The organism is Sedimentibacter hydroxybenzoicus DSM 7310, from assembly GCF_013403245.1.
Lineage (GTDB): Bacteria > Bacillota > Clostridia > Tissierellales > Sedimentibacteraceae > Sedimentibacter > Sedimentibacter hydroxybenzoicus.
Map to the genome: position 1 here is coordinate 125882 of NZ_JACBNQ010000002.1, position 13647 is coordinate 139528.

The following is a 13647-nucleotide window of genomic DNA, read 5'->3' on the forward strand; positions in this document are numbered from 1 at the left end:
AGAAAGGAAGGTCTTATGAAAGAAAACATGATCAGAGTATTGAAAATTGAGCCAGAGCAGGTACCCGCAATAAAGGAAATTCAAAATGACCTTGCAAGCCTGCAGGCGGAGGTGGGCGGCCTGATTGAATGCATCAGCTTTCCCAACGGCTGTGTTGTAGTCTGCAATGAAGAAGGTAAATTAAGAGGAATGCAACCCAACAGACGGCTGGGCGCGGATATTATCTGCGGCCCTTTTTTTGTCTGCGACACCACCTGTGATGGGAATTTCACCTCTCTCAGCAAAAGTAAAATTGCCGAATACAGCCAGCTCTTTTCTGAAATTCCTGAGTTCACCGGACAGGAGCCGGAGCTTGAACCCGGCATCACCTTTATCGGATTTAATTATTAGGAGGGCAATCACAATGAAAAAAGAAACCGTCACCATACAAATGGAAGCGGAAAAGCTCCGTGCGGTCAAACGCTATATGGAGAAAAAGGATGCAAATTTAGAAAAGGAGCTTGGCGACTCTTTGCAAAAGCTCTATGAGAAATATGTGCCTGCTACCGTCCGGGAATATATTGATGAAAGCGCAAATGAAAAATCCCCAGCATCTCCTTCACTCAAAAAACAGAAAGAAAAAATGGGAGCAGCCCCATCCTCAAATGGTGCTCAAACCCCTGCGGAGCGGTAAGGCGCTTGGCTCCCACCCCCGTTGACAACCCGTTGCCCCCTGTCCGCCCCTGTGTGGACTTTTGTAGGGGGAGGTGGCAGGTTTACCCACAGCACCTACTAAAACCGATTGTGAGGACTTTGTGGGGAGCAACAAAAAACCACCATCCAGCGAAAGGATGCAGAAAGACCCTGCCTTCTCCATGGTCGAAAAGAGAGCAGGATAAAGGCGGGTGGTCGCAAGCGCCCTCCCGCCGCCCACTTCGCCCAGCAGTGCTGGGCGTTTCTCGCACTTCCCCATGAGGTGGTCGGATTGCGGGTTTGTCACAGCCAGGGTGGTCGGGATTTGAGAAAATGCAGGGAAACAAAGGAATTTGCACGGTCACCTCATAGGTGGACACCCACGAAAGGTCGGATTTAACATGAAAAATAACAAGGAACGGACAGCGGTCTGGCTATACCCCGAAACCATGGAACGGCTGGACGGCTGGCTGCCAAAGGATAACTGCAAGAGCCGCAGCGAGTTTATTGAAAAAGCGCTCGGCTTTTACATGGGCTACCTTGGGACGGAGGACATCTCCTCCTATCTCTCCAAGGCTTTGCTTGCATCCATTCAGGGCACATTGCAAAAGACCGAAAACCGGGTGGCAAACAATCTGTTTCGGCTTTCTGTGGAAATCAGCATGATGATGCATCTGCTGGCAACTACGCTGGATATTACCGATGAGGAACTGCACCGGCTCCGCGGTCGGTGTGTTGCCGAGGTAAAACGGACCAGAGGAAAAATCCGTCTGGACGATGCGGTGGATTTCCAGAGCAGCCCTGAGGCGGAAGAATAATGGCCCGCATCATTCTCAAATGTCCCTACCTCAAAGGTGGGGAAAAGACTGCCGCCCATTTAAGTAACCTCGTCAAATACATCGCCACCCGCGACGGCGTAGAAAAAATGGAAAGCGGTCATAAGCTCTGGCACTCCACCAAAAAACAAAAGGATTTGATTGCACAGATACTCCGGGAGTTTCCCGATGCCAAGGAACTGTTTGAATATGAGGATTACCTCGAAAATCCCAACCGGGGAAACGCCTCTGAATTCATCACCATTGCCCTGGAACAGAATCTTGATAAAATCAACGGCCGGGAAAAATACCTGGACTACATTGCAAACCGTCCCCGTGTCGAAAAGTTTGACAGCCACGGCTTGTTCACGGCCGGGGATGAACCGCTGGTCTTATCACAGGTTGCTGATGAAGTATCCGGTCACACCGGAAATGTGTGGACCCCGATTATTTCTCTCCGTCGTGAGGATGCCGCACGGTTGGGTTATGACAATGCCCCTGCGTGGAAGGCTCTGCTTTCCGAAAAAGCCGTGGAGCTTGCGGAGAATTTAAAAATCCACCCTGACCATCTGAAATGGTACGCCGCTTTCCACAACGAGTCCCACCACCCTCATATCCACATGGTCTGCTACAGCACCGACCGAGGAGAGGGCTATCTCACCAAACAGGGCATTAAAAAAATGAAGTCTTCACTGGCAAATGAGATTTTCCGTCAGGAGCTTATTCCACTTTACGGAGAAAAGACCCAACGGCGGGATGACCTGAAGGAACAGGCGGCCGAATCCATGCGGGAGCTGATCCGTCAGATGAAAAGCGGTGTTTTACAGAGCGGCCGCATTGAGCAGCTCCTCACACATCTTGCCGAGCGTCTGCAAAACACCTCCGGTAAAAAACAGTATGGCTATCTCAAAGCAGAACTGAAAAATGTGGTGGATGAAATCGTGGATGAGCTTGCCAAGGACAGCCGTATCGCAGAAGCCTATCGCCTGTGGTGGGAGGTCAGGGGCAGGATCGAATCCATCTACACCGAAACCCCGTCAGAGCCGCCGCCCCTTTCCCGCTGTGATGATTTTAAACCCATCCGCAACATGGTCATTCAGGAAGCCCTGCTTATTGGGAGCATGACCTTTGAGGAACCGGCATCTGTGGAAACAGCCCTGTCGGAACCGGAGGATGATCTGGAGATGTCCTCCTCTGACATGGCGGATGAAGAAGATCAAGAACCGGCAGATGATTCCGGGGAACGGTCTTCCAGCGATGAAGCCTCTGCCGGTAAGGAATCCTCCGACTCATGGTGGACGGATGGCTACAAACAGGCAAAGCAATATTTGTACGGCGATGAGGATGCCGGGATTTTGCAGAATTTTGAAAAAGCCCATGAAATCTTCCTCATGGAAGCGAAGGCAGATAACCCTCTCGCCTTGTGTGACCTGGGCAGAATGTCTGCGAATGGTCTTGGCTGCGAAGCGGACACCGATGAAGCATACCGCTGGTACGAAAAGGCCCTTGCTGTTTTCCATGCTGCCGAGGAAGAAAAATCTTGGAAGTACACCGAGTACCGTATCGGCAAAATGTATGCCACCGGACTTGGCACAGAGCAGGACTATCTGCAGGCGGCGGATTGGCTCACCCTGTCTGCGGCTGAGAATTACAAGTACGCACAGTATTCCCTTGGCGGCCTGTATTACCATGGCAAAGGCGTGGATCAGGATCATGAATCTGCCTTTGCCCTCTATACCCGCTCGGCGGATCAGAGCTTTCCCTATGGCAGTTTCGAGCTTGGAAAAATGCTGCGGGACGGAATCGGCTGTGTGAAAAATCAGCAGGATTCTGACCGCCGCTTCAAGGAAGCCTTTCTCGGCTTTGTGTCCATGGAGGAACAGAGCTATGACGATAAGATCCAGTACCGTTTGGGCTGGATGCTTCTGAATGGCGTGGGTACAGACAAGGATGAAGCCAGGGCAAAGGAATACTTTGAAAAGGCGGCATCTGTGGGAAATCCCTTTGCCTGCTATCAGCTTGCCAAGCTCATCCTCTCCGACGAAAAAGCACAGCCGCAGGAGGTGGAGAAAGCCCTCGGCTATCTCAGGAAAGCGGTGGAGGCTGAAAATCCCTATGCCGCATATTTTCTCGGCAAGCTCTATGAAAAGGGGCAGCACGTTCCGCAGAATATTTCCGAGGCAGTACGGCTCTATACCATGTCGGCAGAACAGGACAATGACTTTGCCGCATACCGGCTCGGAAAGCTGTACCTTGGCGGTGACGGTGTGCTGAAGGATGTGGAGTCCGCCATTCGCTGGCTGACCTTTGCCGCCGACAGAAAGAACCAATTTGCCGAATATGCCCTCGGCATCCTATATATAAAAGGAAGCGATGTTCCGAAAGATATCCCGAAAGCCCTGGAATACCTGAAACGGTCTGCCGGTCAGGGAAACCAGTTCGCACAATACCGGCTGGGCAAGATTTATCTCATGGGCGAGGATGCGCCCAAGGATATACAGGCCGCCCTGCAATTTCTGACGGCTGCCGCTGAACAGGGAAATCAATATGCGCAGTACACCCTCGGCAAGCTGTACCTGATGGGAAAAGATGTCCCAAAGGACAAGGATGCCGCTGTCCGATGGTTTACCCTCTCAGCAGCACAGGGCAATATTTATGCCCAATTTTTCCTCGACCATATGGACAGTTTCAAAGACCCCTCCGTTATGCTGGCGGGAACACGGCTCCTGCATCACATGAGCCGAATATTTTCAGACAACGCTCCGCCGTTGAAACCGCCCGGTCAGCGAACCGACCGCAAACTCCTTCGCAAGCTCCGTGAGAAAAAGCAGGCGCAGGGCCATGCGAGGGATGACCATGAGCAGACCATGTCATTATAACGATTGGAGGATAACCGTGAAGAAACAGAAAAAGAAAATTAAGCAGCCCCCCATCAAGGAAAATTTGCTCCAAAGCCATTGCCGTCCTGTAAAAAGAGCGGCTTTTTTTCATAGAATCGGCAATCGCCACAAATAGGAGGTGGACCATGGGTGTATATGTGCATTTTACAGATGACCAGAAATACCGTGCCAACAATGTGGACCTTGTGGACTTTCTCCAGCGACAGGGTGAGAAGCTGATCCCCAGCGGCCGTGATAAACGGCTGGAGTCTGACCATAGCATCACCGTCCGTGGGAACGAGTGGTACGATCACTCCGCAGAGAGCGGCGGGTATGCCATTGACTTCGTGCGGAACTTCTACGGTCTCACATTCCCCGAAGCCGTGACCATGCTGCTGGGCGGTGAGCAGGGCGAAATCTACCGGCCCGCCTCACAAAAGAAGCAGGAACCGAAACAGCCCTTTGCCCTCCCGAATCCCCACAGCGATATGCGCCGCGTCTATGCGTACTTGGTGAAAACCCGGCTCATCGACCGTGAAGTGGTCAGTTACTTTGCCAAGGCAAAGCTCCTGTATGAGAGCTGCGAAAAATCCAAGGACGGCACGAAGGAATACCATAACGCTGTATTTGTAGGATACGATGAAAACGGAGTACCTCGCCATGCCCACAAGCGGGGACTCTATACCGAGGGAACCGGCTTCAAGGGAAATGTGGATGGCTGCGATCCAAAATACAGTTTTCACTATGCGGGCACCGACAACAGCCTCTATGTGTTAGAGGCGCCCATCGACCTACTGTCCTACATCACTCTGTATCCCCAGGACTGGCAGAAGCACAGCTATGTGGCGCTCTGCGGAGTATCGGGCTACGCCATGCTGAAGATGCTGGAGCTGCATCCCCACCTGGATCATGTGGTTCTGTGTCTTGATCATGACGAGGCGGGCATCGAATCCTCGGAGAAGTATCACGATCTGCTCACTGAAAAAGGGATTCTATGCGAAAGGGAGCTACCCATACACAAGGACTGGAACGAGGATATCAAAGCCAATCATGGCTTACCGGCTATCCCTGCGGAGGAACATCCCCAGCACTTAATCCGGGATGAAATCTGCAAGCAGCTTACCGAATCGATAATGACTGTGAAATCCGACTGCTCTGCGGATATCCTGTCAGCCCTGCTCACAAAAGCCCGTTCCCATCTGCATTGGGGACAATTCTCCGAAGCAGATGATTGCCTGCGGGAGATGTGCCGCCTCTCTGTGGCGGCCGCTGCGAGGGAGTACCGGCAGATGGATCACAGCCGTGACCTTTCTACTGTACGAAGCCGTCTGCATAACGGTTTCAGGACTTATCAAAACCGCGGGCATCTAAAAACCCGGCTGGATTTGCTGGAATCCGATATCATGTCCCTGCGGGGCTTTGAGCGTGTGGTGACTGCCAGCGAAAAGGAGAAGCTGGCAGAGTGCTATGAACACATTGCCGCCCACGGCCTCAAGGGAGCGATTCTGCTGGAGAAGCACCGGCAAAAGATGGAGCAAAACCAGGGAATGAAATTGTCTATGTAACATCCGGAAAACAACACTTCACCTCCGCTTCTGACAACCCCAATAAATTAGAAGAAGGAGGACACTATCATGCCATCCCAAGTCTATATTTTAATTGCAGCGGCCGCCGTGATGTTTTGTGTCATCGGCGGCCTTTCTCTTTTGGCCCATTATTACACCCTCAATGGAATCAAATCCCGCACGGTGGGTGACGGCCAGCACGGTACCGCGCGGTTCGCCTCAAAGCAGGAAATCAAAAATACCTATCAGCACATCCCCTTTCAGCCGGAGCTGTGGAGGAAAAGGCAAAGCCTCCCTGCTAAAACCGAGCAGGGAATCATTCTCGGCAGCACAGGTGCAAAAAATAACGTCACGGCGCTGGTGGATACCGATGATGTCCACTGCCTTATGGTTGGCGCCTCCGGCGTAGGGAAAACAGCATTCTTCCTGTACCCCAACTTGGAATACGCCTGTGCCACCGGGATGAGTTTTTTGTCGACCGACACCAAGGGCGACCTGTACAGAAACTATGGCGCCATCGCCCGTGACTACTACGGCTATCATGTAGCGGTCATCGACCTCAGAAACCCTACCCGCTCGGACGGCAACAATATGCTCCATCTGGTCAACACCTATATGGACCAATACCTTGCCGATGAAAACAACCTTGTGGCAAAGGCAAAAGCAGAGAAATATGCCAAGCTCATCTCCAAAACCATCATCAACGCTAGCGGCGAGAATTATGGGCAAAATCAGTTTTTCTACGATGCCGCCGAAGGACTCCTGTCCTCGGTGATTCTGCTGATTGCCGAGTATCTTCCTCCCACTGAGGCAGATGGAAAAAAGGTGGACTGCCGTCATATCATCAGTGTGTTCAAATTGGTGCAGGACTTGCTGGCGCCCAGCAAGGTAAAGGGTAAAAGTCAGTTCCAGCTCCTCATGGATAAGCTGCCCTCCGACCACAAGGCCCGCTGGTTTGCGGGAGCAGCTCTCAATTCCGCGGAACAGGCCATGGCATCGGTGCTCTCCACCGTGCTATCCCGTTTAAATGCCTTTCTCGACTCAGAAATGGAGCAGATTCTGTGTTTTGAAACAGCCATCGATGCGGAGAAATTCTGTAATGAAAAATCCGCACTGTTTATTGTACTGCCGGAAGAAGATAACACAAAATATTTCATGGTGTCGCTGCTCATCCAGCAGCTCTACAGGGAGATTCTTTCGGTGGCCGATGAGATGGGAGGAAAGCTCAAAAACCGTGCGGTGTTCTTCATGGATGAGATCGGAACGATACCGCCCATCCAGTCGCTGGAACTCATGTTCAGCGCCTCCCGCTCGCGTTCGCTGCTTCTGGTACCCGTGGTGCAGAGCATATCGGGCCAACTGGTAAAGAACTACGACAAGGAAGGCTCAGAAATAATTATAGATAACTGTCAGGACGTCATCTTCGGTGGCTTCGCCCCGAACAGTCAGACGGCCGAGGTGCTGAGTAAGGCGCTGGGCAGCCGCACCGTCTTGAGCGGCAGCGTGAGCCGTGGAAAGAACGATCCATCGCAATCGCTGCAGATGATGGAGCGTCCCCTCATGACACCGGATGAGCTTAAATCCATTCCCAAGGGCAACTTTGTTGTCATGAAAACCGGCACCCATCCCATGCGGACAAAGCTGCGGCTGTTCCTTGATTGGGGCATCCGTTTCGGAGCACCTTATACCGTGGAGGAAAAGGCACACCGAAAAGTAGTCTATGCTGATAAGCAGACGCTGGAGGAAAACATCGTCCGCAAGCACATGGCCTGCATAATGGTGGACGAAGAAACCGGAGAAATATTGGAGCCGCCAGCAGGAACAGGAACCCTTCATACGCCGGTAGCCGAACCATCTGAAAATACCATGCGCCGCCGTAATGTACTCAAAACGTAAAGGAGGTTTCCATGAGTTACTTCAACCACATTTATACCGCCTCGCCTGATGAGCTTCCCCATCGGGCGAGGGCTGTTTATATATATCTTTGTGACCGGGCAGGCAAAGGATCGGACTGCTGGCCTGCGGTAAAAACGATTGCCTCCGACTTGCAGCTCTCCCGAAGCACCGTCAAGCGTGCCCTGCATGATCTTGTCAAAGCGGGGCTCATTGAAAAGGAACCGCGCTATCGGGAGAATGGGAGCAATACCAGCAACAGGCTGATCTTAAGGAAATAGCTGTAATAGAAAAATAGCAGTCTTTCCACCAAGGGGAACGACTGCTATTTTTCTGAACCCAGGTGTGGTTCATCATGAACCTACCAGAATCTCTCACTCTAAGAAAGGCTTATCACAGAAAAAGAACAAACTGTATCTTGGGATGCCTTAAGGTAGAATGGCAACGAAAGAGGTAGGTATGGTTCGTAGGGTTACCAGCTTGTTTAGTATAGAAGGCAGGGAATTAAATTAATTGTGGACAGACTCAATCAAAATATTCCAATACATAAACAAGAGTAATACTACTCAATATAACACAAAACAACAAATATCAATTGTCCTTTTGATATTATTATGTTACAATTAATCCATTAGGATATTTGTGCGAATTTATCAAAGTGAGGTGGCATCTATGCCTGAAACAATACATAACGACAGATGGATATCCCTGCAAGAAGTTTGCGATTATCTTGGCGTGAAGCGCCATACTATTATGCGATGGATTGATCAGCGCGGTATGCCCGCATCCAAGGTGGGAAAGCTCTGGCGTTTCAAAACCGCTGATATAGACGAATGGGTTAAAAAAGGCGGAGCCTCCGATGAGCGGGAGGTTATCAAATGAACGGACTTAAATCTTTCAATGCCCGCAGGCTTTCTGTTGCCGGATTTTCATTTCTCTTTGCCTATATTCTGTCGTTTCAGTTTGAGGGGCAGGTGCTGTACAGCCTGCTGGATTTGCGTGGAACAGACGCCGACCGTTACATACTGGCTGCAATTATCGCACATTTTGCGGGGCTTTTTACCTGCGGTCTGTTTGTCAAATCACAAGCGGCCGCCAGAAGCATGATGCTCGGCGGCATGGGCTTATGCTTAGCCGCTTCTGTTCCCTTCTTTTTTGCTCCCTCCTCTCTATGGTTGAGCGGACTGATTGTCAGCGGATACTTTAGTGGCTGCGCAGTGGCGGCATGGGGATTTTTTCTCAGGGCCTTTACGCCCAAGAACGAGCGCATTAAATCCTGCGCCGATGTTCTGATTTATTCCAATCTGCTGATGATTGCAGTTAACGTGTTTGCCATGAACCGGTCGCCGTTTATCGGGCTAAGCCTCTCGATGCTTTGTCTTGTAATCGGTATAGCCTTCATCTGGATGCTGCCGTTGGGGCAGGAGAATGAGCAGAACAAAACATTTAAAAACAAGACGCATGGCGGCATTAAAAACCAACTGATATTGCTGTGTTTTTTTGTCTTTATCATCACAATTAATTCTGGACTGATGTATCAGGTCATCAATCCTGCTTTTGAGCATCTGACGGGATTGGTGAGCTGGTATTGGGCCGTGCCTTATATCGTAGCGCTTGTTATTATGCGCAACTTACCTATGAAAGCAAAGCGTTCCAGAATTTTGTATATTGGAATGGCAATGATTATAGGAGCGTTCATCAGCTTTATGTTGTTAGGGCGAAATACCTCCGACTATTTGACTGTGGATACGCTGATGCTCGGTGCTTGCGGTATTTTTGATCTGTTTTGGTGGAGCATCCTTGGAGAAATGCTGGATTATAGCGACAATCCCGCACAAACCTTTGGCATTGGGCTTTCCGCCAATGTATTCGGCATCCTTTGCGGAGGCGTCTTGGGGATGGCTGTGACATCTATGGGGCTTCCCGGTGCGGAGGTGGCGGTGATTGCCCTGACAGTGGTGTGCGTTACGCTGGTTATGCTACCGCCGCTGAACAACCAGCTTGTTTTACTGCTGAAAAGCCATGCTTATCTTGCTGCTTATGACAATATGAGCCAGTCACAGCAAACGGACATTGTTCGTCAAACTAAAACTCTTGATCCGCTGACTGTCCGGGAGCAGGAGGTATTGCAGCTAATCCTTTCAGGCAAATCCAACCGGGAAATTGCCGGGGCTTTGTTTATCAGTGAGAGTACTGTAAAAACACATGCAAGGAACATTTTTTCAAAATATGATGTAGGTAGTCGGGCAGAACTCATAAGCACCCTGCTGAAGAATCAAACGATTGAATGATACATAAAACCACATAAATACAGGGTTTTACTGGCCTCTCATACTAAAGTATGAGAGGCTTTTTCTGCAAATTCATCCTTTCGAACGATGCTTTTTAAGGCATCTTTCCCTAAAATTTATACTGGAGGGAGGTATGGTGCAAATGAAATCAATCCGCAAACGACGTAATGGATATGTCTTATTATTCGCAGCCAGTATTTGTTTGGCGGTGTGGTCCGGCATGGCATTTTCGCTGGAAGCGGCACTCGCCTTTGGAGCTATCAGCCTTATCTCTCTCCTGTTATTGTTGAGGCAGAGTCGTCTGCTCTATGACGCAACACTCATTTGGGATAATCGCATCCTCGCAGTGCCATCGGCTCTTATCTCCATACCGGGCCGCCAAATAAAAAAAGACACCGAGGAAACTGTAGTATCTACCTTTGGTGTGTTAATTGGCAGCAGAATCTACCGATGGGGTCTCGACGGGGTACATGGCGTGCGCCTGAGCGCCGTTCAAATTGATAAGGAGCGGATGTACCTTACCTTTGGCGATAAGGATCAGACCATGCGGGTAGAGCTGCTGCACGGAATGACTCAAAAGCAGGCGGTACTGGATGCCGCACAAAAGCTGCTTCGTGAAACCGGCGTAACGGCAGACATCACCGGATGGTAACGCGGCAAAAGCGAGTGATTAATGAAAGAGGAGTGAGTATTATGGGTAAATTCTGCACAAGCTGCGGCACGGCTCTGAATGAGGGAGCGAAATTCTGTGCAAAGTGCGGAGCCAATGCTTTTCAAAGCAATGAATCTGCACAAATAAGTACGGAGACACCACCGCAGGCCGCAAAATCCGAGCAAGGAATTCCGAAAACAATGAACAGTACAAAGAAGAAGCCGCCGATAAACCGGGCTTCGGGTAATGCTCCACAGCACAGTCCGATGGGTGCGGGAAAATTCATCATTACATATATCCGCCAGTCGTTGACGGTGCTGAAAAATCCCAAACATATTCTCCCTACCGCACTGTTGGGGCTTGTCTGGCTGGTGCTTGCGCTGCTGGGTTCTTTCGGAATCAATCCGCTTCCGGTACGCATTCTCAGCTTCCTTACCTTTGCACAGGGCGGGATGTTCGGCGGCGTATTCGGCGCTGTGGGCGGAATTTTAGGCAAGGTGGCGGTCGCTGCTTTTCTGAACGCCGCCATTGTGCCGCTGTTCCAGAAAAAAGCGCCGTTTTCGGGGATAGGCGGCGGTATCAAGGGCTTTTTCAGTGGGATTGCAGTTAAGAGCATAACTGCTGTTGCCCCGCTTTTGGGCGGAGTAGGCGCTTCTTTGCTCCTTTACGCTTTCATGAATAGCACCCAGTCACTGCAAAACAGCATGGTGGGCATTATCGCCTTTATAATGCTGCTGCAGGGCATCGGTAAGCAGGGCGGGTTTTTATGGGGGCTTGCTTTTTCGGCTGCAAACAGTCTTTCCAAGGGCAGAACGCCGTCCTACATAGGAGTCACGCGCTGTATAAGCGGCATGACGCTGGGCTTTGCCCTTGGCGTGGCTCTATCGGCTATGGGTCTGCGCTGGTGTGCGTGGCTGGGAACGGTGCTGCTAATTGCTGCTTTGATATTCGTCATTGTCTCAAAAGGCAAAAAGGAGGTGGCTGTGGCATGAAAAAGATAGGAAAAAAACTCTCCGCAATTTTATTCGTGGCGCTTTGTTGTGTGCTGCTTTTCCCCATAACAGCCATGGCAGAAGAAATAATCGAAGAGCCTATCGCATTGCCGGAAACTATGACAATAACAAAACAATTGTTCAGTGATTCCGGTGAATTGGAACCGGAAAAAATCACCATTAAATCCCACGAAGACGGGCGGTTCTATTTTGAATATCCTGCCAACACCGTATCGGATATGCGCGGTTATGGCGACAACCATTCGATAACAGCATTCCACGTTGAGGGAAGGGCTAATTACAGGATAGATAAAGAAATGGAGCGCAAATTCGGTGCGACAGATAGCAGATGGATTGTAGGGAAATTTTCAGTGCCGGATGAGATTGTCTATACCGTGCTGACACCTTCGGTCTCGGAAAACTATTCCAACGTCAGTAAATTTAGAATGGTTCCTTATGAAGGCTCTCTTGAGACAACGAGCTATGACGATGAGGAATTGGAGCATCATATTTTATTCAAACTAAAATTTCATTGTACCAGAACCGAGACAATTTACGATGTGGAGGGGGGGAGCACAACAAATGAACATTCATACGACGACGAATGGACTTTTGATATGGAGACAGTTGGATTTTCCGACCCATATCCAATAGAGGATACCGACTCTACACAAAACGCAGGAGCTAAGGGAAAGTGGGAATATTACAAACCGGAGGACGGAGGCTGGGGCTTCCGATATAATTTTGGTGGCAATAGCGCAAAAGACGCCGACCATGCCGGACCGTTGGCCACCATTACCATCAGCATTCTTGCGATTTTGCTGTCCATTCTGTTTGGGAATACGGGCGGCTTCATCCCGACTGTGCCCGTGGGGACAGGCGGCGCACCCGCTCCCGTACCTTCGGGCAGCGGTCTGAGCCGATGGCTGCGCTTTGACGGCGACGGAGATATTGAGGCAACCGACCCTGTAAACGGGCAGAAGCGCACCTTTGTCCAAAACGGCGACGGCACCTATACCGACCCCGTCAGCGGTGCTACCTATACCCCCGAGGAGCTTTCCGAACAGCTTGAGCACCGCGCGGACAATGCCGGCACCATCCGGCAGGACGAAGCGCAGTTCAGGCAAAATATCAGCGAGGATTCTCAGCGCAACCAAGAGCGCAGTGATGAGAGCAGTCAGCTTGAGAAGGACTTGCAGCGTGAGCGGCAGGAGCGAAGCCGCAAGGAGAAGGTTGAGCGCGTTGCCACCGACCTTGGCATGAGCGGCGCCAGCGAAAAGCAGGTTATAGATGAGCTTAAACGACGCATGGAAAGAGACGAGGATTATCGTCAGAAGATGAACGATTACGCCCAGCGGCGAGACACAGCTGTCGATATTCTCGAAGCTACCGTGGATATTGCCGATTACACGATGGCGGCAGGCGAAGCGGTAGTTCCAGGCGGAAAGACTGTGTCCGCCACCTATAAGGGAATCAAAAACACCGTTTCAACCATGGCGGAAAAGGGCGCAAGCTGGGGCTCCTTTACAGAGGGTGCAATTAAGGGCGGCACCGAGGCCGCAACCACCGTTATGGATGCGGGTATCGGCAAGGCGGCTACAGCCTTTGGCGGTACGGTTGCGGGCGAGGTTGCCCAGGCTGTCAATGACGGCGGGGATTTGACCGACGCATTGGTAAAGGGCACAGTGAAGGGGACCTTTAACGCAGCCAGTGGCGCAGTCGGTGATGCCTACGGCGATGCCGTCGGCGGTACCTACGGCGAGATGCTTGGCAAAGACAGCACGATAAAGAAGGTGGCAGAAACCGCCGGGAAGCTTGGCGAAGTCGGCTTTGAAAAAAACGTCACAGGAACCGTTGGGGATAACCTGAACGGAGAGAACAAATGATG

General features: G+C 50.9%; 12 protein-coding genes. All 12 read left to right on the forward strand.

The window, feature by feature from the left end; translation table 11 throughout:
• Positions 1 to 15 precede the first annotated feature (15 nt).
• The 12 genes from HZF24_RS03190 (at position 16) to HZF24_RS03245 (ending at position 13645) form a co-directional block, all read left to right on the forward strand.
• Entirely contained in the window at positions 16 to 390 is a 375-nt protein-coding gene (locus tag HZF24_RS03190; protein ID WP_179236833.1) for a DUF3846 domain-containing protein, read from the forward strand.
• Between the two features lie 13 nt (positions 391 to 403).
• Entirely contained in the window at positions 404 to 673 is a 270-nt protein-coding gene (locus tag HZF24_RS03195; protein ID WP_179236834.1) for a DUF6103 family protein, read from the forward strand.
• Positions 674 to 1073: 400 nt separating this feature from the next.
• Positions 1074 to 1490, forward strand: a complete 417-nt coding sequence (locus HZF24_RS03200) for a hypothetical protein (RefSeq protein ID WP_179236835.1) — start codon at positions 1074 to 1076, stop codon at positions 1488 to 1490.
• The gene (gene mobP3, locus HZF24_RS03205) at positions 1490 to 4366 is read left to right on the forward strand and encodes a MobP3 family relaxase (protein ID WP_179236836.1); all 2877 of its coding nucleotides are present in this window, start codon (positions 1490 to 1492) and stop codon (positions 4364 to 4366) included. Before HZF24_RS03200 ends, mobP3 begins: the two co-directional genes overlap by 1 nt.
• A gap of 146 nt (positions 4367 to 4512) precedes the next feature.
• Positions 4513 to 5931, forward strand: a complete 1419-nt coding sequence (locus HZF24_RS03210; RefSeq protein WP_179236837.1) for a DUF3991 and toprim domain-containing protein — start codon at positions 4513 to 4515, stop codon at positions 5929 to 5931.
• A gap of 69 nt (positions 5932 to 6000) precedes the next feature.
• On the forward strand, positions 6001 to 7827 hold the full coding sequence (locus tag HZF24_RS03215; protein ID WP_179236838.1) for a type IV secretory system conjugative DNA transfer family protein: 1827 nt from the start codon (positions 6001 to 6003) through the stop codon (positions 7825 to 7827).
• Positions 7828 to 7838: 11 nt separating this feature from the next.
• Positions 7839 to 8105: a helix-turn-helix domain-containing protein gene (locus HZF24_RS03220; protein WP_179236839.1), complete on the forward strand. Its 267-nt coding sequence runs from the start codon at positions 7839 to 7841 to the stop codon at positions 8103 to 8105.
• A gap of 391 nt (positions 8106 to 8496) precedes the next feature.
• The gene (locus HZF24_RS03225; RefSeq protein ID WP_179236840.1) at positions 8497 to 8706 is read left to right on the forward strand and encodes a helix-turn-helix domain-containing protein; all 210 of its coding nucleotides are present in this window, start codon (positions 8497 to 8499) and stop codon (positions 8704 to 8706) included.
• Positions 8703 to 10115, forward strand: a complete 1413-nt coding sequence (locus HZF24_RS19165) for a LuxR C-terminal-related transcriptional regulator (protein ID WP_179236841.1) — start codon at positions 8703 to 8705, stop codon at positions 10113 to 10115. Before HZF24_RS03225 ends, HZF24_RS19165 begins: the two co-directional genes overlap by 4 nt.
• A 133-nt stretch (positions 10116 to 10248) precedes the next feature.
• Complete coding sequence (locus HZF24_RS03235) at positions 10249 to 10767, forward strand: hypothetical protein (protein WP_246345937.1); 519 nt, start codon at positions 10249 to 10251, stop codon at positions 10765 to 10767.
• Between the two features lie 41 nt (positions 10768 to 10808).
• Positions 10809 to 11759, forward strand: a complete 951-nt coding sequence (locus HZF24_RS03240) for a zinc-ribbon domain-containing protein (RefSeq protein ID WP_007786229.1) — start codon at positions 10809 to 10811, stop codon at positions 11757 to 11759.
• On the forward strand, positions 11756 to 13645 hold the full coding sequence (locus tag HZF24_RS03245) for a hypothetical protein (RefSeq protein ID WP_179236842.1): 1890 nt from the start codon (positions 11756 to 11758) through the stop codon (positions 13643 to 13645). The genes HZF24_RS03240 and HZF24_RS03245 overlap by 4 nt, the downstream gene beginning before the upstream one ends.
• Positions 13646 to 13647: the final 2 nt, after the last annotated feature.

Excerpts from the sequence above, each read along its gene's own strand:
- HZF24_RS03225 (WP_179236840.1), top strand. The coding sequence starts at position 8,497 with ATGCCTGAAACAATACATAACGACAGATGGATATCCCTGCAAGAAGTT.
- HZF24_RS03240 (WP_007786229.1), top strand. The coding sequence starts at position 10,809 with ATGGGTAAATTCTGCACAAGCTGCGGCACGGCTCTGAATGAGGGAGCG.
- HZF24_RS03245 (WP_179236842.1), top strand. The coding sequence starts at position 11,756 with ATGAAAAAGATAGGAAAAAAACTCTCCGCAATTTTATTCGTGGCGCTT.
- mobP3 (WP_179236836.1), top strand. The coding sequence starts at position 1,490 with ATGGCCCGCATCATTCTCAAATGTCCCTACCTCAAAGGTGGGGAAAAG.
- HZF24_RS03210 (WP_179236837.1), top strand. The coding sequence starts at position 4,513 with ATGGGTGTATATGTGCATTTTACAGATGACCAGAAATACCGTGCCAAC.
- HZF24_RS03235 (WP_246345937.1), top strand. The coding sequence starts at position 10,249 with ATGGTGCAAATGAAATCAATCCGCAAACGACGTAATGGATATGTCTTA.
- HZF24_RS03195 (WP_179236834.1), top strand. The coding sequence starts at position 404 with ATGAAAAAAGAAACCGTCACCATACAAATGGAAGCGGAAAAGCTCCGT.
- HZF24_RS03220 (WP_179236839.1), top strand. The coding sequence starts at position 7,839 with ATGAGTTACTTCAACCACATTTATACCGCCTCGCCTGATGAGCTTCCC.
- HZF24_RS03200 (WP_179236835.1), top strand. The coding sequence starts at position 1,074 with ATGAAAAATAACAAGGAACGGACAGCGGTCTGGCTATACCCCGAAACC.
- HZF24_RS19165 (WP_179236841.1), top strand. The coding sequence starts at position 8,703 with ATGAACGGACTTAAATCTTTCAATGCCCGCAGGCTTTCTGTTGCCGGA.
- HZF24_RS03215 (WP_179236838.1), top strand. The coding sequence starts at position 6,001 with ATGCCATCCCAAGTCTATATTTTAATTGCAGCGGCCGCCGTGATGTTT.
- HZF24_RS03190 (WP_179236833.1), top strand. The coding sequence starts at position 16 with ATGAAAGAAAACATGATCAGAGTATTGAAAATTGAGCCAGAGCAGGTA.